At 36.6% G+C, this 26,496-nt stretch carries 23 protein-coding genes; 17 read left to right on the top strand and 6 right to left on the bottom strand.

All coding sequences use genetic code 11. The features are described 5' to 3' along the window. Positions 1-205 precede the first annotated feature (205 nt). From JF259_RS00380 to JF259_RS00370, 3 genes are all read left to right on the top strand, one after another. The gene (locus tag JF259_RS00380) at positions 206-421 is read left to right on the top strand and encodes a hypothetical protein (protein WP_199111954.1); all 216 of its coding nucleotides are present in this window, start codon (positions 206-208) and stop codon (positions 419-421) included. Between the two features lie 312 nt (positions 422-733). Then, the gene (locus JF259_RS00375; protein ID WP_199111952.1) at positions 734-1,081 is read left to right on the top strand and encodes a hypothetical protein; all 348 of its coding nucleotides are present in this window, start codon (positions 734-736) and stop codon (positions 1,079-1,081) included. A gap of 2 nt (positions 1,082-1,083) precedes the next feature. Further along, positions 1,084-2,199, top strand: a complete 1,116-nt coding sequence (locus JF259_RS00370; RefSeq protein WP_199111950.1) for a radical SAM protein — start codon at positions 1,084-1,086, stop codon at positions 2,197-2,199. Positions 2,200-2,396: 197 nt separating this feature from the next. On the opposite strand, the gene JF259_RS00365 is transcribed toward JF259_RS00370, so the two are convergent. From JF259_RS00365 to pruA, 3 genes are all read right to left on the bottom strand, one after another. Beyond that, complete coding sequence (locus JF259_RS00365) at positions 2,397-3,158, bottom strand: cyclase family protein (protein ID WP_199111948.1); 762 nt, start codon at positions 3,156-3,158, stop codon at positions 2,397-2,399. Positions 3,159-3,217: 59 nt separating this feature from the next. Next, on the bottom strand, positions 3,218-4,231 hold the full coding sequence (locus tag JF259_RS00360; protein ID WP_199111946.1) for a DUF3500 domain-containing protein: 1,014 nt from the start codon (positions 4,229-4,231) through the stop codon (positions 3,218-3,220). Between the two features lie 208 nt (positions 4,232-4,439). Continuing rightward, positions 4,440-6,068, bottom strand: a complete 1,629-nt coding sequence (pruA, locus tag JF259_RS00355; RefSeq protein WP_199111944.1) for an L-glutamate gamma-semialdehyde dehydrogenase — start codon at positions 6,066-6,068, stop codon at positions 4,440-4,442. A gap of 169 nt (positions 6,069-6,237) precedes the next feature. Between pruA and JF259_RS00350 the strand changes: the two genes are divergently transcribed. Further along, positions 6,238-6,963, top strand: coding sequence for an NRDE family protein (locus JF259_RS00350; RefSeq protein ID WP_199111942.1), 726 nt, complete (start codon positions 6,238-6,240; stop codon positions 6,961-6,963). Next, positions 6,956-7,954: a DUF6695 family protein gene (locus tag JF259_RS00345; protein ID WP_199111932.1), complete on the top strand. Its 999-nt coding sequence runs from the start codon at positions 6,956-6,958 to the stop codon at positions 7,952-7,954. The genes JF259_RS00350 and JF259_RS00345 overlap by 8 nt, the downstream gene beginning before the upstream one ends. Here the strand turns inward: JF259_RS00345 and apaG are convergent. Continuing rightward, positions 7,951-8,337 carry a Co2+/Mg2+ efflux protein ApaG gene (gene apaG / locus JF259_RS00340; RefSeq protein WP_199111930.1) on the bottom strand — a complete coding sequence of 129 codons (387 nt, stop codon included), beginning with the start codon at positions 8,335-8,337 and terminating at the stop codon, positions 7,951-7,953. The two genes, JF259_RS00345 and apaG, sit on opposite strands and share 4 nt — an antisense overlap. Before the next feature lie 136 nt (positions 8,338-8,473). Then, a complete protein-coding gene (locus JF259_RS00335) occupies positions 8,474-9,724 on the bottom strand; it encodes a type IX secretion system plug protein (RefSeq protein WP_199111928.1) in 1,251 nt (416 codons plus the stop codon). Between the two features lie 159 nt (positions 9,725-9,883). Between JF259_RS00335 and JF259_RS00330 the strand changes: the two genes are divergently transcribed. The 7 genes from JF259_RS00330 to nqrF all read left to right on the top strand — a co-directional run bounded on the left by JF259_RS00330 (position 9,884) and on the right by nqrF (position 16,475). After that, positions 9,884-11,242 (top strand): Na(+)-translocating NADH-quinone reductase subunit A, encoded by a 1,359-nt coding sequence (locus tag JF259_RS00330; RefSeq protein ID WP_199111926.1) that lies wholly within the window; start codon positions 9,884-9,886, stop codon positions 11,240-11,242. Next, complete coding sequence (locus JF259_RS00325) at positions 11,242-12,468, top strand: NADH:ubiquinone reductase (Na(+)-transporting) subunit B (protein ID WP_199111924.1); 1,227 nt, start codon at positions 11,242-11,244, stop codon at positions 12,466-12,468. Before JF259_RS00330 ends, JF259_RS00325 begins: the two co-directional genes overlap by 1 nt. Positions 12,469-12,580: 112 nt before the next feature. Beyond that, on the top strand, positions 12,581-12,934 hold the full coding sequence (locus tag JF259_RS00320) for a four helix bundle protein (protein ID WP_199111922.1): 354 nt from the start codon (positions 12,581-12,583) through the stop codon (positions 12,932-12,934). 37 nt (positions 12,935-12,971) lie between these two features. Continuing rightward, the gene (locus tag JF259_RS00315) at positions 12,972-13,718 is read left to right on the top strand and encodes a Na(+)-translocating NADH-quinone reductase subunit C (protein WP_199111920.1); all 747 of its coding nucleotides are present in this window, start codon (positions 12,972-12,974) and stop codon (positions 13,716-13,718) included. A gap of 6 nt (positions 13,719-13,724) precedes the next feature. Then, positions 13,725-14,372: an NADH:ubiquinone reductase (Na(+)-transporting) subunit D gene (locus JF259_RS00310; protein ID WP_199111918.1), complete on the top strand. Its 648-nt coding sequence runs from the start codon at positions 13,725-13,727 to the stop codon at positions 14,370-14,372. A 35-nt stretch (positions 14,373-14,407) separates the two neighbouring features. Then, a complete protein-coding gene (gene nqrE / locus JF259_RS00305; RefSeq protein ID WP_199111916.1) occupies positions 14,408-15,166 on the top strand; it encodes an NADH:ubiquinone reductase (Na(+)-transporting) subunit E in 759 nt (252 codons plus the stop codon). Between the two features lies 1 nt (position 15,167). Continuing rightward, on the top strand, positions 15,168-16,475 hold the full coding sequence (nqrF, locus tag JF259_RS00300; RefSeq protein WP_199111914.1) for an NADH:ubiquinone reductase (Na(+)-transporting) subunit F: 1,308 nt from the start codon (positions 15,168-15,170) through the stop codon (positions 16,473-16,475). A gap of 103 nt (positions 16,476-16,578) precedes the next feature. Here nqrF and JF259_RS00295 read toward each other — a convergent pair whose 3' ends face one another. Further along, positions 16,579-17,043, bottom strand: coding sequence for a Na(+)-translocating NADH-quinone reductase subunit F (locus JF259_RS00295; protein WP_199111912.1), 465 nt, complete (start codon positions 17,041-17,043; stop codon positions 16,579-16,581). A 681-nt stretch (positions 17,044-17,724) separates the two neighbouring features. Here JF259_RS00295 and JF259_RS00290 point away from each other — a divergent pair. The 5 genes from JF259_RS00290 to JF259_RS00270 all read left to right on the top strand — a co-directional run bounded on the left by JF259_RS00290 (position 17,725) and on the right by JF259_RS00270 (position 26,491). Continuing rightward, positions 17,725-21,363, top strand: a complete 3,639-nt coding sequence (locus tag JF259_RS00290) for a DUF1592 domain-containing protein (RefSeq protein ID WP_199111910.1) — start codon at positions 17,725-17,727, stop codon at positions 21,361-21,363. After that, positions 21,360-22,703, top strand: coding sequence for a DUF1552 domain-containing protein (locus tag JF259_RS00285; protein ID WP_199111908.1), 1,344 nt, complete (start codon positions 21,360-21,362; stop codon positions 22,701-22,703). The genes JF259_RS00290 and JF259_RS00285 overlap by 4 nt, the downstream gene beginning before the upstream one ends. 20 nt (positions 22,704-22,723) lie before the next feature. Then, positions 22,724-24,049 (top strand): L-fucose:H+ symporter permease, encoded by a 1,326-nt coding sequence (fucP, locus tag JF259_RS00280; RefSeq protein ID WP_199111906.1) that lies wholly within the window; start codon positions 22,724-22,726, stop codon positions 24,047-24,049. A 119-nt stretch (positions 24,050-24,168) separates the two neighbouring features. Further along, positions 24,169-25,989 (top strand): outer membrane protein assembly factor BamB family protein, encoded by a 1,821-nt coding sequence (locus JF259_RS00275; RefSeq protein ID WP_199111904.1) that lies wholly within the window; start codon positions 24,169-24,171, stop codon positions 25,987-25,989. 124 nt (positions 25,990-26,113) lie between these two features. Next, a complete protein-coding gene (locus tag JF259_RS00270) occupies positions 26,114-26,491 on the top strand; it encodes a Na(+)-translocating NADH-quinone reductase subunit F (protein ID WP_199111902.1) in 378 nt (125 codons plus the stop codon). Positions 26,492-26,496: the final 5 nt, after the last annotated feature.

The raw sequence follows: 26,496 nt of genomic DNA, 5'->3' as shown, positions 1-26,496 counted from the left end.
GCTAAATAGGAAGTTTTATTAGGTATTTTAATGCAATATGAAACGAACATTAAGAAATTTTAAAAATTATTTCACAAAAGGAAATGTTTAAAATTTTTAATGAGAGAACGAGTGTAGGGAGTGGTTGCACACGTTCTTAATTTTATAATTACAATAAAATCAATTAATTACTAAAATTTAAACGTGTGAAAATAAAGATAAGTTTTTGGGCTATGCTTTTGAGGTCCAAGATGGTATTTATGAAGCAAACAAAGCTTGTGTACGGTATACAGCCAGACAAGGACAAGATTTTAGTCTTGATGTAAGTGAATGGTATTATATAAAGAACCATCAAATTGAAGCAATTGTTTCCTATTATCATATAGGTGACATACGGGAGGAACGTAAGCTTAAAGGCTCTCAAAACAATGAAAATGTATAAAGAAGTATGCTTTCTTTCTGTTCTTTAATTGTTTGTTTTCAGTTTCTTAAGTGTATTTTATAGACTTGAGTATGTTAGTGAAAATTTTTCTTCTTCGAATGTAGAGCACCAAAGGGAATGCTCAATTGTTAATTGTACAGTTTATATTTGAATTATTTTTTATGAATCTTCTTGTTTTTATGTCAGATAAACTCTCTAAATTGTTATCTTGGTTTCCTGATCCGAAAAACAGTAATTGACCTTTCGTGAAGTAAAACCATTTGTTAATAACTAAAGAATATTAAACAAGTATAAACTAAAACAAGAATAAAAATGGCAAAACAAAGAGTAGTAGTAGAATTTGATACAGGAAACTTGACTCAAGAGCAACTAGATGGAATGAAAAATGACTTGCTCAAAAGTGTACTAGAGGATGCGATCAGTCCAGGAGACTTAACCAGTTGGCATATTAAAGCCTCACATGATAAAACAAGTCATATAAAAGGAAAAATAGATGTCGATGGCCATATCAGTCCTGGAGACATGTCAATTCCAATTACTAACGGAGGAGGAGGGTCGCCGCTTCCAGGTTTTGATCCAAGAGTTAAGTTGGAGGATATCAATCTTGATAGATTAAATAATCTAGAAGAATTGAAAAACTCAATTGACTCAATAGAATAATATTGGATTTAATTATATATAAAATAGCCCAACGCTGCAATATAGATTGTACGTATTGTTACGTTTATAATATGGGCGACTCTTCTTGGAAAAGCCGCCCTAAATATGCGTCTATCGAGGTATCAAGTAAACTTGGTTCAAAAATTAAAAGTTATGGTATTAAAAATGCAATGAAAAGTATAACTATTGAATTGCATGGAGGAGAACCGCTTTTAATGAATAAAAAAAAGTTTTGTAAAATTTTAGATACACTAATTCAAAATTCCTTTCCGGTTAAATTAGATTTTATTATTCAAACAAATGGACTTTTGTTGGACTCGGAATGGTTAAGCATTTTTGATAAATATAGAATACCTTTTTCTGTTAGTTTGGATGGCCCGCCAAAGTATGCAGACGAGGTTAGGGTAGATTTTAAAGGTCAAGGTACTACCATGCAAGTCTTAAAAAAATTAACTCTTTTACAAAATGAAAATAAGCAGGTTTTCGATACCTTGTTTTCAGGGATTCTATCGGTGATAAACTCTAAAACAAATGGAAAGGAAATAACGCAATGGTTCTTAAATCTAGGATTTAAAAACTTTGACTATTTACTGCCTGATGGTAATTATGTAAATCCGCCTTTTAAAAATGAAGAGCAAAAAATTGCAATTAGCAATTTTTTGAAAGACTCATTTTCTTATTGGGTTAATTTGGGCAACCCAGAAATTAGAATAAGATACTTTGAAGAGGTTATTAAAACGCGTGTAGGGAAAAAATCTGGATTGGATGCTATTGGAGGTGATTTGAGCAAGATGTGTGTGGTGGAGTCTGATGGCACTATTGGTTGTCATGATGTTTTAAGGATTTGTGAGTCTGATATTACCGGAGATCAACTGAATTTAAACAACTCTGAATTAGGGGAGCATTCAGAATATTATGGGCTAAAGGCTATTCAAAAACCTTGTGAGAAATGTTTGAATTGTGAATATTATGATTCTTGTGGAGGAGGGTATCTACCGCACAGGTTTGATGGGCGTTCTTTTGATAACCCTTCTGTTTATTGTGATATTTTATATGATTTTTTCGGATTTATCGATGCAGTTTTGAATGTGGAATTAAATAAAGCAAATGTACTCTAGTATTGAGTTTAAAATAGAGGGTTTTAAGAAATTAAAAATTTATAATAGCAGTGGTTTGTCATCCTATGTTTGTAGATGGTAGCCTAATTCTAAATGGAGTTTTTAATAATTGATATTAAGTACAGTAAAAATTGAACCCAGGGTAGTTTTTACCTGCCTTTCTACAGGCGGGCAAGAGAATTTATAGGTTATTTACATTATTCCATCATTGCTACTACTCTGGCTGGTGCGGCCGAGGCTCCTACTATTTTAAGAGGGAAGACGGCTATTTTAAAGCCAGTATAGGGGAGGGCATCCAAGTTAACAAGTTGTTCCATATGGCAGTATTCTTTGTTCTTGCCCACTAAGTGTGCTTCCCAAAATAATTCGGAATTGCCCGTTTCCTTGGCTTTTTTCATCATATAAGGGAGTGGAAGGTCCCAACCCCAAGCATCGATACCCATCACTTTAATGCCTTGGTCGATAAGCCATTCTGTGGCCTCTGCACTCATACCTGTGCCTATTTTGTGGAAGTCTTTGGTTCCGTTAAATGCATCCCTTCCGGTTTTAATGAGTACGATCATGCCAGGCTGTATACTTAGTTTGTTTGTTTCCAAAAATTGTGTGATGTCCGATACAGTAATCGGGTCGAAATCGGCTTTATGGGTCATATCTATCACGATACCGTCGCCAAAGCACCAGTCTAACGGAACTTCGTCAATGGTCTTGGCTTTTTTGCCGTTACAGGTTGGGGCATAGTGCCAGGGGGCGTCTATATGTGTGGTAGCATGAACGCCCATTTTTTGAATGGTGTCATCGGCCCAACCTACAAAACCTTTTGGGAATAGTTTAAAGGGTAAGCCCAAAACACGTATTAGCCACTTTGCTTTGCGGTGGGGTTTATGTTTTATTTTTACTTTCATAAACCAAGGGTCGGTTTTGTTGTATTGTATGGGTTTTGATAAATCGATGATCTTCATTGTTAGTATTAATGTAAGATTGAGAATATGCTTTTTAAGATAACGGTTTTAAAGAGGCCTTAATTTTGGTGCTTAAACTTATGGTAGTGTTCCTTAATTAAGTCTTTACCAAAATCGCCATTAAAATCCCGCCACACCGTGTGGATGTGGTTGGCGTTATTTTGTGTGTTATCGAATTCAATTAAAAAGGTCTTTCCTTGTATTCTATAATAGTGGGGTTTTTCAAGTGCTGTAGCTCCAGCCCAACCAAACGTAATGGCATTTGATTCTTCTTGCTTTAGAGCATGCATCCTTTTTGTGGCAAGTGCCGTTGGCATGCTTGCTATGTATTCGTTAATAAGTTGTAATAATAACAATTGTTGCGTATTGCTTAATTCGTGCATATTGATTCCCACGGCTTCTAATGGTGTAACTTCAGCAGCATTGGAAGTAACGATATCTGGAAGTGCTTCTTCACTGAAAATAGCTTTTTGTAACTGGTCACCAGACATGGAGTTAATGAGTTTCAAACCTAGGTCTTCTTCTTTATGTAGGGTGCGTTCTCCTTTTCTTTTACCTTTTTTTATGGTGGCAGGGTTGGCACCAAAGAACCGTGGTGTAAATGATATTTTGTTATTAAAACAGGTAAAGTTAAGGGACAGGTGATGGCCTTCAAAAGACCAGGCCCAAATAGTGTCCTTTAAGGGGTTGCCATAAAAGGCAGTATAATATTTTTTGGCGTCTCGAAAAGCGAAATTGCCACTTAATTCGGCCAGTACGTTTTCAAGGTCAATAATCTTCATGGTCTTTTTGTAGCCTATCTCACTTAAATAAGACCGTAATAAAATGAGTAACAATGCATTTTGTTCGGGTGTTAACTCACCAAGCGGAATGCCTTCTCTGGGCCACATGCTGGGCGGGAAAAAATGCCAAGATGTTTTTGTGGGAGCATTAAAGTCAAGGATGATTTTGTTTTGTTGTTCCTCGCTCAATGCATTTATAAAGTCTGCTGTAGGATTTGAATCGTTAGCTTGAAGGGCATAAAATGAAAAAGGAAGGGCAAGGACAAGGATAACAAGAAAAAATCTTTGCATTTTATTTAGTTTTAAATGGCATGTTATTTTACCATTTCCAACTTAATTTTTTTGTTTAAGCAAAAAAATGCTGTGTGTTGTTTAAATCAAAAATGGTGTAAATGTGCATTAAAGATAGCGTTATTTTTTGTCAATGTCCATAGTATTGAAAAAAAGAAACCCCGTCTGGAAAGCCTAACGGGGTTAAAAATATATTATAGTAGGATTATTATTCTCCTAAGAAAGGGTATCTGTAATCTGTTGGTGTTACAAATGTTTCTTTTATCATACGCGGTGACACCCAACGTAATAAGTTTTGAGCACTTCCAGCTTTATCGTTGGTTCCAGATGCTCTGGCACCTCCAAAAGGTTGTTGTCCTACAACAGCTCCGGTTGGTTTGTCGTTAATGTAAAAGTTACCGGCACAATTTTGTAAGGCTTGTGTGGCCTCGGTAATAGCATATCTGTCGGTAGATAAAATAGCACCTGTTAATGCATATTCACTAGTTTCGTCAACAAGCTTTAAGGTTTCAGAATAGGCATCATCTTCATATACATATATGGTAATAACCGGTCCAAATAACTCCGTACACATGGTTGTGTATTTTGGATTGCTTGTTAAGATAACGGTAGGCTCAATAAAATAGCCTTTGCTCTTATCGTATCCACCTCCAATAATAATTTCGGCATCTGCATCGGCTTTGGCTTGGTCAATATATTTAGCAAGTTTATCGAATGATCCTTCATGGATTACGGCTGTAAAGAAGTTGCTCATATCTTCTGGGGATCCCATTTTGATAGATTTTACATCTTCAATAACATAGTTTTTTACATCTTCCCATAAACTGGTTGGAATGTAAGCTCTGGATGCTGCGCTACATTTTTGACCTTGGAATTCGAAGGCACCACGAACAATAGCAGTGGCCACTTGTTTTGCATTGGCTGTTTTGTGGGCAACGATGAAATCTTTACCTCCTGTCTCACCTACAATTCTAGGGTAGGTTTTGTAATTATGGATGTTGTTTCCAATTTGTTTCCAAAGCTCTTTAAATACGAAAGTAGAACCTGTAAAATGTAATCCAGAGAAATCAGGACTGTTAAGAACGGTTTCAGAAATCATTACAGGATCACCAAAAACAACATTAATAACGCCAGCAGGAACGCCAGCCTCTTTAAATACATCCATAATCACTTTGGCAGAATAGACTTGACTGTCACTAGGTTTCCAAACAACTACGTTACCCATTAAAGCCATACATGCAGGTAAATTACCAGCAATAGCAGTAAAGTTAAAAGGTGTAACAGCATAGGTAAACCCTTCGAGTGGTCTATATTCTATACGGTTCCAGGCATCGCTCGTACTTTCTGGCTGCTCATGATAAATATCGGTCATAAACTGTACGTTAAAGCGTAGGAAGTCAATCAATTCGCAAGCAGCGTCAATTTCTGCTTGGTGGATTGTCTTAGACTGCGCGATCATGGTAGCTGCATTTATTTTTGCTCTGTAAGGACCTGCAACCAGCTCTGCGGCTTTTAAAAAGATAGCAGCACGTTGCTCCCAAGGCGTTTGTGCCCATTCTTTTCTTGCTTCCAGAGCAGTACTAATGGCAGTTTCAACGTGCGATTTGTCAGCTAAATGGTAGGTGCCTACAATATGTTTATGATCGTGAGGTGGTGACATAGTACGGGTGTTGCCCGTGGTTACATCTTCGCCATTAATGTACATAGGGACATCGACAGAGCTATTAAACATGGTTTTGTATGTTTCAAGAACCGCTTCGCGTTCAGGCGATCCAGGTGCATATCCTTTAACTGGTTCGTTAATAGCTACGGGTACATTAAAAAATCCTTTTCCCATTATTTTATATTTTTTATAGAGTTATTAGTAAATAGGCTGCAAATTTACGAATTTAAAAGGCATTCAACCTGTAATGTTTTCTTAAAAAATGGGGGAGGATTTAGGCAAAATAGCATGATGTTTCTTTATTTTTTGTAAGTTGGTGGTTTATTTTTGGACTACAAAATATATGTGTACAGTAACAATAATACCCAATGGTAGCAATGATTTTGTGTTAACATCCAATCGGGATGAGGCACCGGATAGAATATCAATTGCACCAGAAATTTACAGTATTGCTAATACAAAGGCATTATTCCCAAAAGATGTTATGTCTAATGGAACATGGATAGGTTTGAGTGAAAAGAACCGTTTGGTATGTGTGCTTAATGGGGGTTTTAAATACCACGAGCGAAAAACTAGTTATAGATTGAGTCGTGGTATTGTTGCTAAGGACTTAATGGTTGCAGGAGATTTAGAACAGGCAGTTGATACCTATGATTTAATGGGGGTAGAACCTTTTACTATGGTTATTGTTGATTGGGACAAGGTCTTGAAATTTTATGAATTGGTTTGGGATGGTGAGGTTAAGCACTTTAAAAGTTTGCCTCTAGAACCAGCCATTTGGTCTTCTTCTACGTTATATACGGCATCTATGAAAGCCGAACGCTTGCGTTGGTTTGAAGCGTTTAAACAAAGCAATAGCACGGATGCACCTTCGTTGTTGGCATTTCATAAAACTGCAGGAAAAGGTAATTTGGATTATGGTGTTGTGATGGATCGGGGCATTGTAAAGACTACGAGTATAACACAAGTAGTAAAATGTGGAGGGCGTATTGAAATGCATTATGAAGGTTTAGAAACTAATTTGGTGGTTACTAAAGAATTCAACCTTTCTGAAGTTGTAAATGACTAATACCGGAATAATTTTAACGTTGGCCTATCCCGAAACCATTGTGATGGTTTCGGAGGAATGGTTTTCGCCTTATCTGCGTTTTTTGGGTATTGGTAAGAAAGATTATGTACGTGCTGGTCACGCCGCGTTGGTATTGATAAACAAAGCTACAGGTCTTTTGGAGTACCACGATTTTGGTCGTTATATCACACCAGAACCCCATGGGCGTGTAAGGGGACGGGATACCGATAATGAATTGCAGTTTCCGTTAGTGGCCAATATTAAGGGAGATACAATTACTAATTTAGAGGAAATTTTGAAATTTTTGGCTACCCATCCTAAATTAACGCATGGTGAAGGAAAATTGGTGGCTTCGGTATGTACTGCAGTCGATTATAAAAAGGCGCGAGCACACATAAGTGAGATGCAAGGTAGGCATTTTATAAGATATGCGGCCTTTATTAAAGAGGCGTGTAATTGTGCGCGTTTTGTTACCGATGCCTTGATTGCATCCGTAACGAATGGAACTATTAAAAAGAAGTTGCTAAACTCAAAACTGTTTACGCCTAGTACAGTAGGTAATGTGTTACTTGCTAACACAGAGAATCAGGTTTTCGAAGTGTCTGAAAATGGTGTGGTTTCAGAATTTACAGGTTCTCAAAAAAGTGAAAATTTGCGTTGCTTTTTGGATAGGCTTAAGGATCATGAGCCTAATTTTGAAGGTACATTGCTACCGCGTTTGGTTGCCGGGTTACATGAAAAAGCGCAATGGCTTTCAGGAATAGCGGCAGGTGCTTGGTTTGAGTTGTATCCAACCCATGAAGATGCGGTGTATTACTTTAAGCGTATTTCACCTTACGGAAATATTGATGTGTACGATATGTATGTGGTAAATGATACACGTTTCGATTACCATCAAGCGTTTGAATTTATACATTATTCAAATTGTCAATTCTTTCATGTAAAACAACAGGAAACCATTTATAGGTTTTACAGAAAAACAGACAATTAGTTTAGTGCAAAGGGAGCGCTTAACTTGAATGTAGGGATGGTTACTTTAAACCTTTGGGTGGTGGTGAAATTCACCATGTTGTAGTGGCCGTGCATGGCTCCAAATGGAGAAGTAAGCAGGCATCCAGAAGTATAGGTGTGCGATTCTCCAGGTTTAATAACGGGTTTTTTGCCTACAACGCCTTCACCAGAAACAATTTCTTTATTGTTTAAGGCATCTAAAATATGCCATTTTCGGGTGTTGAGTTGTACGGAGTCCTTACTTTGGTTTTCAATGGTAATTTTATAGCCAAAAGCATAATGCATTTTATAATCTTTATAAAATGAGCCCTCAAAATTGGTTTCGACCGAAATTTTTATGCCTTTTGTTACTTGTTGAACCATGTTAACTATTGAAAAATCAATGTATTTCTTCTGCAAAAATAATAAATAAAGCGTTGCTAATTGTAAAATTTACTGTGTATGAACGAAAAAAGCAGTCGAATTGTATTTTATTGAAGCTATTTAAATAATGCGGCTGCTAATTAGAAATGTTTACCGAGCTGCCAGATCCCAGACCAATAATTTTATCGTAACGCGCCCCAAGGTCGCGGTAGTAAACAATAACTTTGTAGTCGTTCTCTGTTTGGTAAAAATTACCGCTTATAACGCCTTCGTCAATGGAACCATTTTCATTTACCACAACATACTTGTAATTGTAAAACCCTTGCTTTAAAAGCATTTGGTTTACAAAAATATCATTATCTGGATCGTAATAGAGTTTTGTGCTTTCTTCTATGGCATAGTTGTTAAAGTTACCGTAAACATGTATGGATTTGTTTAGGAGCGATTCGTTTGCTTCCAAGGCAAAATGCATCCAAACATAGTCGGCTTCAATATTGGGGTTTTCAGTTCCAATGCTTGTAACAACATAATTGCCATTAATGTCAGGGTTGTAAGTGTAAGGTTTATGGGCTCTAGGTGTGTTTATAAACAAGTAGTTGTGGTAAATGTCTTTTAAGTCGATAGATTGTATACCAGTATTAGCTGCGCGCACATCTTTGTTTTCAAAGAATAAATATTCGTTGCCACCCCAAAAACTAGATTCGGTATCGTACTTGTAAATCAGTTTGTTCCCAATAGTGTATTGGGGTTTTAAATTGGAAATAGCTGTATTTAGGTTGTTGTTTTGAACAACTAAAGTCTTTACTGTTTGCTTCGGGTTTTTGAAATGCATGGTGTTGGATGCAATCGTGATATCGACACGTTGTTTTTGTTCAATAAACTGTATGTCTCGTGTGCGCTTTATACTAACGCCTACCGAAGCTTTGTCTTCGTAAATCATAAACTTTCTTGAAAACATAAGCTCGTTGTCATTATTAAAAATAGAAAGTATGTAATTCCCCGAAACTTTTAAACGTTTGGTTTGGGCATTGGGTATAGTAAGTCGGTAGTGCGAGTAAACCTGGTAGGTGTTAAAGGAGTTTTCGTAATTTCTGATACGCTGATTGTCGAAACCGTCCATGAATTCGGGTTTAGCCAAAGCAGACGGTCTCCAGTCGAAATCGTAATGCTCAATTTTATAATAAAAGTCACTTTCGTCACCGTTTAGAACATCGAATTCCAAAACCAAATAATCACCAAGTTTTAATAAAGGTAATTGGCTTTCTCGTGTGTCGCCTCTAAAAGTTATGGTCTTAATGTATGCAGGAGGATTCACCTCTTTTACTTGGCAAAAAAACAGCATTGGAAAGAAAATGAAGGTTAAAAAGATAGAGGACTTGAATATCATGATTTGCTACAGGTATTTTTGTAAATATAAGCAAAATTAATACCCAACGTAAAAGTTCTTGTTAAGTACATAAAATTATGCATAATTTATTATGAAAACTGCATTATAAATTTGTACTTTTGCAGCGATTTTTAGACAACTAATTTCAATAAAAAAAATATGTCAAACGACATTCGCATTAAAAAAGGTCTAGACATTAAACTTAAAGGTGAAGCTGAACAAACCTTGGAAAAGGCAACAGTAAGTAACTTTTATACTTTAAGACCTGAAGATTTCCACGGCGTTATACCTAAATTAATTTCTAAAGTTGGAACTAAAGTAAAAGCAGGAGAACCTGTATTTTATGATAAATCCAATGAAGCTGTAAAGTTTGTGTCTCCTGTTTCGGGAGAGGTTTTAGAAATTACTCGTGGTGAAAAACGAAAAATATTAGCTATTAAAATTCAGGCTGATAAAGCACAAACGTATCAAGATAATGGGGTGTTTAATGTAGATAGTGAAACACCTGAAGCCATTAAGAACCACTTGTTAGCTTCGGGATGTTGGCCATTTATCAAACAACGTCCATATGATGTTATTGCTAATCCCGACAAGTCACCAAAAGCTATTTTTATCTCTGGTTATGCAAGTGCGCCATTGGCAGCCGATTACGATTTTACTTTAAAAGGTAAGGAGGCCGAATTGCAGGCAGCGGTTACAGCTTTAGGAAAACTTACCGATGGTAAGGTACATGTTTCTATAGGGAAAGCAAGTACTAATTCGCCATTAGCAGGTTTGTCTGGAATTACACTTCACAAGGTTTCGGGACCACATCCTTCTGGGAATGTAGGTACGCAGATTAATAAAATTGATCCTGTAAACAAAGGTGAAGCTGTTTGGACGGTTAATCCCCAAGATTTAGTAATAATAGGTGAGCTTTTGTTAACTGGAAAATTCAATGCCGAGCGCATTGTCGCTTTGGTAGGATCTTTAGTCGAAAAACCAAGGTATTTTGTAACAAAGCTTGGTAGTGAAGTCGCTACTATGATTTACGACAAAGGGTTAGCTGAAGGCGCTCATGCCAGAATTATCTCTGGGAATGTGTTGAGTGGAAAGCGCATTCGTCCTGATGGTTATTTAGACTATTACAGCAATGTTATTTCTATACTGCCAGAAGGAGATGATTACGAACTCTTTGGTTGGAATAAACCAATATTTAATAAGATATCAACGTCAAGAGCCCTAACTTTTTCTTGGTTAACACCAAATAAAAAGTACGATCTAAATACCAACACCAATGGGGAACATCGTGCTTTTGTAACAACAGGAACTTACGAAGAAGTATTCCCTCTAGATATTTATCCAATGCAAATATTAAAGGCATGTAAGTATAAAGATTTAGATGAAATGGAAGCTTTGGGAATGTATGAAGTAGCTCCTGAAGATTTTGCTTTAACAGAATTTGTTTGTGTGTCTAAACAACCACATCAAAAAATTATAAGAGAAGGTCTTGACTTAATGCTTAAAGAGATAGGATAATGAGTTTAAAAAGTAAATTACATATTTTAAAAAGAAAGTATAGAAGCTCCAAAATGGCTCCTGCCTTTAATGCGCTTCATACCTTTTTATATTTACCAAACGAGACTACCCACGGTGGTACGCATATTAAAGCGGCCGACGATTTAAAGCGTACTATGAATACGGTTATTATGGCTATGGTACCGTGTTTAATTTTTGGTATGTTTAATGCCGGTTACCAACACAATGTAGCCTTTGGTGAAATTCAAGCGGTAACTGCAGGATTGTTTAGCCCAGAATTTTGGACTTTAGATAACTTTTTAATTGGTTTTTGGAAAATATTACCATTGGTTATCGTGTCTTACGGTGTAGGTTTGGGTATTGAATTCTTGTTTGCGATTATAAAAAAGCACGAGGTTGAAGAAGGGTACTTGGTAACAGGTATGCTAGTGCCGCTTATTGTGCCTGTTGATATTCCATTGTGGATGTTAGCTGTAGCAGTAGCCTTTGGTGTTGTGATAGGAAAAGAAGTGTTTGGTGGTACAGGGATGAATATTTTAAATCCCGCCTTAACTATAAGAGCCTTTTTGTTTTTTGCTTATCCAACTTGGATGAGTGGTGATAAAGTATGGGTTGAAGGCGCAGTTAAAAGGACAGAAGAGATTGCTGCTGGGGCTAATTTAGACGCTATTTCTGGAGAAACCATTTTAGGAAGCTTGGCACAGGGCAAAGAAGCTGGTTACAGCGTCATGGATATGTTCTTCGGTTTTATTCCTGGTTCGGTAGGAGAAACGTCTACCTTATTAATTTTATTAGGAGGTTTGTTTTTAGTCTTTGCTAAAATTGGAAGTTGGAGAATCATGTTGTCGTCTGTGTTAGGAGCCATTGTAATGGGCCTAATATTTAATCAGGTTGTAGACAGCGGATGGATAACAGAATCAAGTAAGTTTTACGGTTTAATGAGTACAACTTGGTGGCATCATTTATTAATTGGGGGCTTTGCTTTTGGTACCGTATTTATGGCTACCGATCCAGTTACGGCTTCTCAAACCAATAAAGGAAAATGGATATATGGTTTCTTGGTAGGGTTTATTTCTATTATGATTCGCGTATTCAATCCAGCATATCCAGAAGGTGTGATGTTGGCGATTCTGCTAATGAACGTATTTGCGCCAACTATCGACCATTATGTGGTGCAAGGCAATGTCAAGAAAAGAAAGAAACGTTTAAAAGTTAAAAGTATATAAAGTACTTGAAGTTTAAAGTGCTTTTAAATACTCAAGGTTTATGTAAATGAAAAACATAATTTGAAAGTTAACTTTAGGCATTTTGAATACTTAAGACTTTAGACTCTCAATTATGACTAATAAAGAATTTGCTGAAAAATTAGAAAAGCGAACCATTAAGTTTGCCATTGAAATTATAAATTTGTCAGTAAGTTTACCAAACACAACTGAAGCTTTTGTTTTAAGAAATCAATTAACAAAATCTGGAACCAGTGTTGGAGCTAATTATAGAGAAGCTAATAGAAGTCGAAGCAAAAAAGATTTTAAAAATAAAATTAAAATTAGCTTAGGCGAAGCGAGTGAAGCAGATTATTGGCTTGAGATAATAGAGAAAATGAATTGGATAAATAATAATAAAATAAATGAGTTAAGGAAAGAAGCGAAAGAGCTTTTAGCAATTTTCACATCGATTGCTAGCAAACTTTAGACACTTTAAATACTTTATAATTTTATGAACTTAAAAAATGGAAAAGAAAACGGATAAAAATTCATATACAATTATATTCGCCATAGGAATGGTGCTTTTGGTAGGTGCATTATTAGCTTTTGCTGCCGAATCATTAAAGCCAAGAATTAACGAAAATAAGCGTTTAGAAAAGCAACAAAATATTTTGTATGCAATGGGTATTAACGAAAATGATGGAAGCAGTGCTACTTTCATTTCAACCGATAAAGCACCGGAAGCATTTTCAAAATACATCACAAAACAGTTGGTTATTGAAAACGGAAAGGTGACAGAAAATGACCAAGCCTATTTAATTGATGTTAAAAAAGAACAGGCCAATGCCAAAGCAGGTAAAATAAGACGGTTGCCTTTATTTATTGGTGAGAAAGATGGTGAAACCTATTACATCGCACCTATTAGAGGTAAAGGTCTTTGGGATGCTATCTGGGGTTATGTTGCTTTGGATGCCAACATGGTAGTTCAAGGCGCTTATTTTGACCATAAAGGAGAAACTCCTGGTTTGGGTGCAAATATTAAAGAGCGTTTCTTTATGGACGATTTTATTGGTGAGCACTTATTGGATGCCTCAGGTAATTTTAAGGGCATTACTGTAGCAAAAGGTAACGCCGACCCAAAGAACGACGATAAAACTGATAATGAAATAGATGCTATTGCCGGAGCGACTATTACAGGTGATGGTGTAACAGCAATGATTAAAAGTGATTTAAAGCTTTATAAGTCATATTTCGAAACTTTAAAAAACTAGCATTTTATGGGACTTTTATCAAAAAAAGACAGCAAGTTAATATTAGATCCGTTAGCAGATAATAACCCAATTACCATCCAGGTATTAGGTATTTGTTCGGCCTTGGCAATTACGGCTGAGTTAAAAGCATCGATCGTGATGTCCATTTCTGTATTATTTGTATTAGGATTGGGGAACGTAGTAATCTCATTAATGCGAAACATTATTCCTTCTAAGATTAGAATTATTGTACAGCTTGTAGTAGTTGCTACTTTAGTAATTATAGTAGATTTGGTACTTAAAGCGTTTTCGTATGAACTAAGTAAAACCTTGTCGGTATTCGTAGGTCTAATTATAACCAACTGTATTATCATGGGACGTTTTGAAGCCTTTGCTTTGGGGAATGGCCCCTGGCGATCGTTTCTTGATGGTGTTGGTAATGCTGCCGGGTACGGTATTATATTGGTGATGGTAGGTTTCTTTAGAGAGTTACTGGGATCGGGAACCTTATTAGGGTTTAAAGTGCTGGGTGACCCTATCGAAAAAACAGGCCTGTATGCTCTAGGTTATGAGAATAATGGATTTATGTTATTGTCACCAATGGCATTAATTGTGGTAGGTATTATTATTTGGGTACAACGAACTAAAAATAAAGCGTTAGTAGAAGATCATTAATAATTCAGAATTCTGAATTTATAATTAAAGAATAAATGGAACATATAGAATTATTTTTCAAATCAATATTTATAGATAACATGGTATTTGCCACGTTCCTTGGGATGTGTTCTTACCTTGCGGTATCTAAAAAAGTAAGTACAGCTGTTGGTCTTGGTGCAGCGGTTATTTTTGTGTTAGCTATTACCGTACCTTTAAACTGGTTGTTAGATCAGTATTTGTTACAGCCGGGCGCTTTAAAATGGTTAGGTGCTGAGTATATAGACTACGACTTAAGTTTCTTATCGTTTATTATGTTTATCGCTACCATTGCAACCATGGTACAATTGGTAGAGATTGTAGTGGAGAAGTTTTCACCATCTTTATACAACTCACTTGGTATTTTCTTACCGCTTATCGCCGTAAACTGTGCGATCTTAGGAGGGTCGTTGTTTATGCAGTCTCGTGAGATTCCAACTTTAGGTTTGGCAACTGTTTATGGTGTTGGTTCAGGTATCGGTTGGTTTTTAGCCATCTTGGCAATTGCAGCTATTCGTGAAAAAATCAGGTATTCAAATGTACCACCTGCATTAAGAGGTTTAGGGATTACTTTTATCATAACAGGTTTAATGGCTATTGGATTTATGAGTTTTGGAGGTATGTTGACAGGAGGTGATGAAGAAGCAAAGAGTGAAACAAAAACAGCTGTAGTAGTTGATGAAAAGGTAGAAGAAACAATAGTTTCTAATGCGTCAGAGACGACTGAAGCAAAAGAAGAGAAAGTGTTAGCTAACAACATAAAAGTAAATGAGTAATATGATTTTAGCCGCAAGTACATTAGGAACAATAATCGCAACAGTAATCGCTTTTTTAATCATTACGCTTTTATTGGTAGCATTACTATTGGTTGTTAAACAAAAATTATCACCATCGGGGCCTGTTAAAATAACCATTAACGGCGAGCGGGAAGTAGAAGTTGGATCGGGGGATAGTTTGTTATCTACTTTGGGAAGTCAAAAAATATTTTTACCATCAGCATGTGGTGGAGGTGGTACTTGTATTCAATGTGAATGTCATGTATTGTCTGGAGGTGGTGAAGCACTCCCAACAGAGACCCCACACTTTACACGTAAAGAATTACAGCACGGAGCGCGTTTAGCATGTCAGGTAAAAGTAAAACAAGACATGAATATTACCATTCCTGAAGAGGTATTTGGGATTAAAAAATGGGAAGCTACGGTGGTACGTAACTTTAATGTTGCTTCTTTTATTAAGGAATTTGTTGTTGAGATTCCTGAAGATATGAATTACAAGGCTGGTGGATATATTCAAATTGAAATTCCACAATGCGAAATAAAATATTCTGATATTGATATAACAGCACACCCAGAGGAACATGAAACACCAGATAAATTCCAAGCAGAATGGGATAAGTTTGGTCTTTGGCCTTTGGTGATGAAGAATGATGAAACTGTGGAGCGTGCCTATTCTATGGCTTCTTACCCAGCAGAAGGACGTGAGATCATGTTAAACGTGCGTATTGCTACACCACCATGGGATCGTGCCAAGAATGGTTGGATGGATGTAAATCCAGGGATTGCATCGTCTTACATTTTCTCTAGAAAACCAGGAGATAAAGTAGTGATTTCTGGTCCTTATGGCGAGTTCTTTATTAACGAATCGGAGTCTGAAATGTTGTATGTAGGTGGAGGGGCCGGTATGGCACCGATGCGTTCGCATTTATATCACTTGTTTAAAACATTAAAGACTGGACGTAAAGTTACCTATTGGTATGGTGGTCGATCTAAGCGCGAATTGTTCTATTTAGATCACTTCTACGAATTAGAAAAAGAGTTTCCTAACTTTAGATTCTTCTTGGCATTGTCTGAGCCTTTACCAGAAGATAACTGGAAAGTTAAGGAAGATATTGATGCACCGGGAGATGGGTTTGTAGGGTTTATTCACAATTGTGTGATTGATAATTACCTAAGCAAGCACGATGCACCAGAAGATATTGAATTGTATTTCTGTGGACCACCGTTAATGAACAAAGCAGTTCAGAAAATGGGAGAAGATTTTGGTATCCCAGATGAGCATATTAGATTTGACGACTTTGGAGGATAAATAGTATCCCAATACTAAGTAAAAGTAAAGCCCAACACCAAGTGTTGGGTTTTTTTATAGTTTTTAAATATCTTACATATAAATAAGGATTATAATTCTTTTGTTATGTAACGTTAAAAGATTGATGTAGTGTGTTTTGTCTTTTTACATGAGTTTCAAAAAGTTTGGTATAATCCATTACATTCGAGATACCGTCGAGTTCACACAGGTATGCAATAACTGCACACAGTCCCTTAAAAAGTAAATCTTTATCTTCGGGGTTGTTAGGTCGCGTACCTCGGTAGTGCAAGGGAATAGAATAACCACAATTTTTAAGGAAGATGGCTTCAATATGTAATAACTCTTGAGGTGTATAGCCATTAAATTTTCGGCCTAAGTTTTGGTTTACCATGCCCACATAGTTAAGTTTTAAGCTGCCATGTCTGTCCGATAGATGTTTCCAAGATTCGGTATTGTCTAGAATATTACCCACAGCACATTGTTTGCAACATTCCGGGTTTAATGCGTTGTTATGAAATGCTACATACAGTTTTTGTACAGCCTGTTCTAAACGAATTGAAGTTTTCATTACGATACGATTTATTTGATAATCGAGATTTTAAATGTTTAAATGCTTGTCTCCAAATCAAAATACTTTTCTATATAAATATCTATTGGTTTCATTTTGAGACGGTTTACTTAAAGATACGAAAAAAATTGGTAGATTTATAGTTGTAATGATGTTATAGGTTATATGCAGCTCATTAGTTACAAGTGTAAGGCCATAACGAATAGTTCAAGAGGCATTAAGGCGAAGTATTTTGATTTGGAGGCAGACATACATTTAAATATCTATTATAAAGTAAATTAATAAATAGATAGTGTTGTGGTAGACTGCAAAAATAGTATTAGGAAAGGTTAGATTTTCACAGGATTTAAGTTTACATAAATTATATATTGGAACTTTTTAACGAAGAAGTGATTTAAACTTTTACAAATTGGCTAAAAAATTGCCGGTTTGCACCCATATTTTGTCTTTTTATCGTCACGTTGCCCTGCTATGCGACTCAAAAAAGCCTTCATCTGGTCACAAACCCATCAATTTTCGCTTCAATCCAAAAAGTTTAAACCACTTCGAAGATTTAATGAGAAGGACATTTGATACGTCTTTTTTATTTGTAAAACATAACTTAATGTAAGTATATTATAAAGTTGTTGCTGTTAAGTAATTGTATTGGCCATAACGTAGTATACTGCAATATTGATTTTTATGAAGTATAAGTTAATAACAGTTATTATTTTCACGTTCATACTCTTTGGAGTTCTTTTTATTCCATTGTTAGGTGAAATTGAAAATACATTTTTTCTTTTTCTAGGACGCTTTCATCCTTTAATTCTGCATATTCCCATAGGGACTTTAATAGTGTTGTTCTTAATGGAAACAATAAGTATGCTTCGTCCAAAATTGAACCTGGATACTGCATGCGATATTTTGCTTTGGTTTACGGCTTTAAGTATTATTCCAACTGTTATTATTGGATTCCTATTGGCGTACAGTGGTAATTATAACGATGATGCCTTAGAAAAGCATCAATGGTTTGGTTGGTTTACGGCCTTAGTATGCGTTTGGTTGCTTGTGCTACGCCACAAAAGGTCATCAGTACAAAAAGATCAAGTAAGTAAGGTGTATAGAGTTGTTCTGTTGGTTAACGTTGTTTTACTGTCCTTAGCAGGACACTATGGTGGTTCGTTAACACATGGAGCCAATTATTTAACTAAATATATGCCATCTGGGCTTAAGACTGTTCTTGGGGTTGCTCCTGAAAATTATGGAGTTTATATGGCATTAAATAATCCAGGAGATTCTACTTCGGTTCAAGCGGTACATTATCAAACAAAGGTAAGGCCCGTCATGGAAAAATATTGTTTTGAATGTCATGGTGAAGATAAACAAAAAGGAGGCGTTCGTTTGGATGTTTTGCATTGGGACATGATTAATGGTCCTGATGCCGAAGGATGGCATTCTGCATTGGATATGATTAACTCGGGTGAGATGCCACCAGAGGAAGAACCCCAATTGCAAGATGATGAACGCCGGGCAGTAGTGGAATGGATGACCAAGAACTTAGAGCAAGCTGCTATTGCCAAGCAGGATGCCGATAAAGGGGTTATGCGTAGATTAACAAAAAAACAATACACGCACACATTGAATGAATTACTCGGTGTTTCGGTTAATTTCGGAGATGTTTTGCCTGACGACGGAAAATCTAAGATGGGCTTTAGTAATAATGGGAATATTTTACAGACATCATCATTACATATAGATTACTACCAGAAAATAGCCAGAGAAGCCCTGGATAAAGCCATTGTTTTAGGAGAAAAACCTGAGGTTAAAAAATATAAAGTGACTTTTGGAAAAGATATAGGAGACGGTAAAACAGGAACTGAATATTGGGGCTATCAAACAGCTGCAATTAAAAAGAAAGATTTGCATATAGAAATCTTAAATGGTCAGGACGTTCCTTTTGTAGCCGATACAACAAAACAGGAGGCCAATCCTATAACTGCACTTAAAAATAAAATAGGTGTTGGTATGAGGGGCTCCGCAAGTAACCGTTATGCTGTAGTAAATGAAGGCATTATTTTAAGTTCGGCATTACCAGCTAAGGAAGTAGCACCTAAGTCATGGCAAGGACCATCTCCTAATTTAAAAATGTTAGTTAAAGAAGATTTTCCAAGGACAGGAGATTTTGTTTTGAGGGTTGAAGCTTCCAGAGGCTATAGCTCCTGGTTAACAGAGGATGAACGCTTAATTGATTTAAGAAGAGATATTCCTGCACCACAGTCTTCCGAAGCTATATTCATAACGGCTAAAGATGTAACACCTGCTAAAAACTTAATATTAAAAAATAAGCTGTTAATGCCTGAAGATGTTGCTGCAATTTCCCAAGCTAATTTTGAATATAATGTGCCAAAGTCGGGCGTATACCAAGTGGACTTGGTACATCCTTATGCGTCAGATGATGCTATGCCTTCCTATAATATGAATCTTTTAGGAGGTAAAAAGAATGGGATGGTTAGTAAGCGCCTTTATATGAAGCAAGAACAAAAAGATGTCAATCAAATTACTACGCCCGTTACATTGATTTATTTATCGGAAGGAGCCCATAAAGGATCTATTGGAGGTAAATTTTTTGTTGGGTTTAGCCGTATTGTGTTAACACCATTATCTGAGGAAGCATTGGCTGAAGCAGCTTTCGAGAATGAAGCAGAAAAGAATGAATTAAAGTATAAATCGGTAAATCCATCCATTCAGGTATTTGCAGGATCCAGAACAGATGATGGGATGGATTATAAAACCTTTGGTGAAAGCAAAGAGGTAACAGCTCCTTTTGGTGAATCTCAAATGTTTGAGTTTGAAGGGAGATTGGAAAACTTACCAATTCCTTTGGAAAGCTCTCAAGTGAGTGGCGATTTGGCAAATATTTTGACTTTAGGGCTTTGGAATAACCATTTGGTCAAGGAAAGTCGATTTAACGGTCCGCCTTTACTAATTAAGTCCGTAGAATTTGAAGCACCTTATTACCCTGTATGGCCTCCAAAAAGTCATACAAATATTTTCTTCGATTCACCTAACAAAGCTAATGAAGCCCTTTATACAGAAGAAGTTTTAACGCATTTTATGGAGCGTGCTTTTCGACGAGAACTAAACCCAGGAGAGCTAGAGCGTTATATGAATTTTTGGAGAGATATTAAAGGGGATTTTGAACGTTATGAGGATGGTGTTAAAGAAGTTTTGGTTGCCGTGTTATGTTCTCCCAATTTTATTTACATATATGAACCCGAACAGCCGAAAAAAGAAAAGTCGGATGACCAATTTATTCTGGCTTCCAGATTGTCTTATTTCCTATGGAATTCGCCTCCAGACGAGACCTTAATGGCTTTAGCTAAAGAAGGTGATTTGTATGATGAATTGCCAGAGCAAGTGGAGCGTATGGTGCAAGATCCAAGAATAACCAGAATGGTACAGTCATTTACTTATGAGTGGTTGCGTTTAGACAGGCATAAAAGTATGGATACAGATGTTCATGAATATACAGACTACACCAGATTTGTAAAAGAAGACATGACAAAGGAAACTTATGAATTTATAAGTTATGTATTAAAGAATAATATGAGCATTCTGAATTTAATTGACTCAGATTTTGCCATGCTTAATCAAAACCTTGCCGAGTTTTATGGGGTAGAAGGGGTGCAAGGGAATGTATTTCGCCCTGTGGCTTTAACTGAAGACATGCATAGAGGTGGATTACTTTCACAAGGGGCTTTCCTAAATGGTCATTCCGATGGTGCTCAGGCGCACCCTATAAAACGAGCTGTTTGGTTAAAGGAAAAGATATTAGGGGATACCCCACCGCCACCGCCACCAAATGTACCCGAGCTAGACCCAGAAACTCCTGGCTTTGAGGATTTAACTTTAAAAGAGCAATTGTTCTTGCACAGAAATAAGACCTCATGTTTGGATTGCCACCGAAAGATTGATCCTTATGGCGTTGTTTTTGAAAATTATGATGCCGTTGGAAGATACCGTTTAGAAGCTTCAAATGGAAAACCAATTGATTCTAAATCGAAGTTACCAGATGGTACAGAAGTGGAAGGTATTCAGGGTATTAAAGATTATATTTTGAGGTTAAAAAAAGAGGATTTCACCAGATCGTTAATAGAACATCTTTACGCTTATGCGTTAGGCAGGGATGTTAGTTTTGCAGATCAGGAAACAATTGATGATATGGTAGAAGAAGTCATAGAAGATGACTATCGTTTTCAATCGGTCGTAACTCAAATTGTTTTGAGTCCGTCATTTTATAAAAAGGAACCTAATTGGTTTCAAAAAATAGTTGGATTATGAGTAAAAAACCTTGGCATTTAGATCGCAGAACCTTTTTAAAAGGCTTCGGGGTAGCATGTATGCTTCCTTATTTTGAAAGTATGGCTATGAGTAGTATTTCAAAATTTATTACTCCTACACAGCCAAAACGCTTGTGTTTTCTTTATTTTCCTAATGGTGTAGGTATACCACCGATAGAAAGCCATTATCATAAAGATTGGAGCTGGTTTCCACACGGCGAAGGAACCGATTATAAGTTAACTAAAACATTATCGCCTTTGGCTTCTTACCGTAAAGATATTTCAATTTTAGGAGGTTTGAGTCACCCGAACAGTCGACAATTGTTGGGGCACATCGCAGGAGATACCTGGCTAACAGGAGGGGATTTACGGGGTGAGTATCGAAATAATATTTCTGTCGATCAGGTCGCTGCTAAAAAGTTAGGGCAATATACACGCTTTCCTTCTTTGTCATTATCTACTGATGGCGGTGTAGGCTATAAGTCAAGAGTGTCAACTTTATCGTTTAATTCATCTGGACGACCTATTCCCTCGGAGCACAGGCAGCGTGAGATCTTTGAGCGGTATTTTTCTCCAAACGGGATGACATCTACCAACGAAAGACGGAAAAGTTTGCACCAAGGTAAAAAAGTTGTCGATTTGGTTTTAGAAGATAGTAAAAACCTACAACGACGTTTGGGAGCTAATGACAAAGCAAAGTTAGATGAATATTTAACATCCTTGAATCAAGTTGAAGAGCAGATAAAAAGAAATGAACGTTGGTTAGATGTTCCCATGAAAGATTTTGATGCTAGTTTAATTAACCTAGATGTCGATCCGGTATCGGCTCCGCAGGATTATGTAAGATCTATGCTGGATTTGATGGTGTTGGGCTTTCAAACAGATTCTACGAGGGTTATTACCTATATGATGGCAAGGGAAGATGGTATGGGCTTTGGTGATAATTTTCCAAAAATAGCGTTAGGGTTAAAAGGGCATCATGGAATTTCTCACGATAAAACCAGAGGGCACTGGGAAGAATGGGGGCGTTATGACCAATGGCTAACAAAACAGTTAGCTTACTTTATTGATAAAATGAAGAATACAACAGACGAACACGGTTCGCTATTGGATAATACACTTATTCTATATGGTAGTGCTTGTAGCTCTACACATAATGCTAGAAATTATCCGCTTGTCTTAGCAGGTGGTACTAACTTAGGTGTTAAACACGGTAGCTATACCAAATTTGAGGAAAAACACACAGTTATGTCTAACTTATTTGTGAGCATGCTTAATAAAGTTGATGTGCCTACTGAACAATTTGCAGATAGTACAGGAACGTTACCTTCAGTCCTATAATTTTAAATAAACCAAACCATATGACCAGTAAAACAAAGGCCGCAGTAGTAAATAGGGAGTTGTTATTTCCTTTTATAATAATAACATCGCTTTTTGCCTTATGGGGCATTGCAAACGACTTAACAAATCCAATGGTATCCGCTTTTAAGAAAGTAATGCCCGAACTGTCTAATATTCAAGCTTCACTAGTGCAGTTTGCTTTTTATTTTGGGTATTTTTTTATGGCCTTGCCGGCAGCACTGTTTATAAGACGTTTTAGTTACAAATCAGGGATTCTCTTAGGGCTGATACTCTATGCAACTGGTGCATTTTTGTTTTACCCTGCAGCCCTTTATGAAGAATATAATTACTTTTTAATTTCCTTATGGGTAATAACTTGCGGATTAGCATTTTTAGAAACAACGGCTAATCCTTTAATCTTAGCGCTTGGCGATAAAAGAACCGCTACACAGCGTTTAAATTTATCCCAAGCTTTTAATCCTGTGGGGTCGCTAACGGGCATGATTATAGCACAAGTGTTTGTACTAGCAGCATTGCGTTCGGACGATTATACCTCTGAGGCATACAATGCTTTATCTTCAAATGAACTGGCGGCCATTCGTGAAAACGACCTGGGGGTTATTAGTGTGCCTTATTTAAGTTTGGGTGTTTTGGTTTTAGTAATCATGGCTATCATTTTATTTACTAAAATTCCAAAAACGCCGGTTGAAGATAAGATGTCTCTTGCGCTTTCTTTTAAAAAGGTACTTGCTAATAAAAACTATTTAAACGGTGTTTTAGCGCAAGCTGCCTGTGTTGGATCGCAAATTATGTGTTGGACATACATCTTTCACTATGTCGATAATTTGAATGAAAGTACGGGGTGGAATTTAACAGCAACAAATTATAATATAGCCGCTATGATACTTTTTTTAAGTGGTCGTTGGATAGGTACTGGCTTGATGAAACGTCTCAATCCTTCAAAAGTTCTAATGCTTTTTGGTACAGGTGGTGCTATTGCTAGTATTGGAGCAATAATACTTCCCGGTATTGCAGGGTTGATTTCTTTAGTAGCTATTTCTGTATTCATGTCTATTATGTTTCCAACCATTTATGGTATAGCCTTAAAGGATATGGGTGATGAAGCAAAAATTGGTTCAGCAGGCTTGGTTATGGCTATTGTTGGAGGCGCTTTAATGCCCATAGTACAAGCTGCGATTTTAGATTGGGGAGGCGATGGCTTTGCCGACTTAAATTTATTGGGGTATATTCCAGAAGTAAACTTTTCTTTTATTTTACCGGCTCTGTGCTTGGCTTTTGTGGGATACTATGGTTATAGTACCATTAAGACAATGGAAATTAATTAGTTCTCACAATGTATTTAAGAAACAAGATCCTTGGTTTTTTGCATAGCAGAAACTTAATTTTTTTCATGGTACTTTGTTTTGTGTTGACTTCATGTAAGCAAGACATAAGTAGTAGTGTTATGGTGAAAAATAGCGATAACCAATGGCCCATGTCGGGAGGGCCTGATGGTAGTTGGAAAATAAAAACATCTTTAAAAGTCCCTACAAAATGGTCTGTCCGCACAGGAGAAAACATAAAATGGAAGAAGGCTTTGCCTGCTGGGGGTCAAAGTGGTATTGCTGTTTGGGGTAAAAAACTGTTTTTTACAATTAATCCTCCCTTAGATACCCCGCCTTTTTCTGAATTGCGAGCACAATATGAAGCAGCTAAGGAGGTATATGATACCTATTATAGTTTCTTATTAGATAGCTTGCAAAAAGAAAAGGAAGTAGTATTTCAAACAAAGTTGAATGCTAACAAGGCAGCCATGAAAAGATGGGAAGCTTTTTTAGCAAAGGATAAAAGCTATAAAGACGCACCGAATGAACGTAAAAAAGGAATACACAATAGATTGTCAAGAGAGAGTGAGTCAGGGAAAGCAGTTAAAGCAACATCTCAAGCTCTTACCGCTTATTTACATTCAAAATCTTATAAAATAAAGGCTTGCCACAATAAGGTAGAAGAAGCTTCGAAATCCCTTAAAACAAGAGCATATGGGACAGATGTTATACTTTATTGTTTAAACGCCGATAATGGTGAAACTTTATGGACTAAACGGGTTAAAGGACTATTGCCTAGTGAATATAATTATGGTTTTAGCGACTCGACGACACCCTGTCCTATAACAGATGGCAAATATGTTTGGGTAATTAATGCCAGTGGAGGAATGGCCTGTTTTTCTGTTGATGGTGATTTAGTTTGGGAAAGAACTTGGATGCCTACTGTTGGTAGACCATTCAATAAACAGTTTGATTCTGTACTGTACGAAGATTTAATCCTAAACGTAGAACCTCCTGTAGAAAATGATTCGTTGCGACATAAAGAATGGAACTATTTACATGCGTTCAACAAGAATACGGGAAAGCGTGTTTGGGTAACAAAAGAAGCCTTAACGCATTATAATACACCCATTATAGGTGAAACAGCTTCTGGGAAACCAGCAATACTCATAGGTCGAGGAGGTCCTCATGGTGTGCTAGAACGACCAGTGGGACTAAGTTTGATTAGTTTAGAAGCAGGCAAAGCAGGTACCGCTTTATGGCATTGGGAATCGGAAGTGCCAAACGAGATTTCGGGTTATGGAGCACTAAATACACAGCATTGGGATATGCATAAAATTTCTTGGACAAATAAAGGTCAGGATAATGTAGTTATTAATTCTAATACAGGAGAACTTATAGGGCAAAATCCGCTTAATATAGTTAACCAATATATCTATGACGAACAAAAGGAGCAATATGTTTTAGAGGAAAATGTAGAATTGAAAAATTTAGAAAATGAGTTTCACTGCAATATGTCGGTAAACGATTATACATTTTATCTGGTTATGCATCATCCTTTCGTTGCGCGTCATAATATCGTAACAGGAAAGAATGAACATTTGGAATTGCCACGTGAGATAAATCCCGATGGTAGTTTTGTTTGGAAAACACCACAAAACAATGACGGCCTAAATTCAAGAGGACAGCTTCATAGTACAGATTCCCGAATATTAGGAAACGGTTTTCAAAGATCTTTTTTAGGGTCACCAACAATGATTAACGATTATTTGTTTTTTACAAATGCCATAGGAATGGTTTATGTTATTGATACTACTACCGAAAAATTTGATAAAACCGCTTTAGTATCTGTCAACGATTTAGGAAAAAAAGGGGAAACATGGACGGTTAATTCATTGAGTTTTGCTAATGGGAACATATATCACCGAACCCTAAAGGAGATTATTTGCATTGGGGAATAATGCAATATACAAGTAGTTTTATTGTAACCTAAAATGGATATTTAGAAACTCGGAAAAGATTAATTTTTGCTATTATATGGAGTCTAAATTTTAAAGGAAAACATATTAATAGTAATTTTGTTCCATGAGCAAGCCACTTACAGAACAAGAACTTCACAATCTAGCCATGAATCATGTAGGAAAGGATCTAGAACAGCGTGGTTTTGAGTTTATTGCAGTGAACAGTCAGTTAAAAAGACATCCTCAGTTTGTCTGTATCGATAAAAATAACCAGTACTTTTTTGTTATTGTTAGAGCCGTTATTTTGCCTGATAACCCAAATAACTATGATGTGGTTTGGATGGAATCTTTTAAAAAGCATGCACGAGAAAAAAATGCCAAGGTATTGTACGCAGGTGTTGGCTTGGGTAATGCAACCGACAAAACGTTGCCTGTTTACTTAAATGAATCGTACTTGATCGAATACAGTGGTATTCAGATTTTGGATACCAATTTAAACTAAGTTCT

The organism is Snuella sedimenti, assembly GCF_016428595.1.
Classification (GTDB): domain Bacteria; phylum Bacteroidota; class Bacteroidia; order Flavobacteriales; family Flavobacteriaceae; genus Snuella; species Snuella sedimenti.
This window is presented reverse-complemented; position numbering and strand designations above follow the sequence as displayed.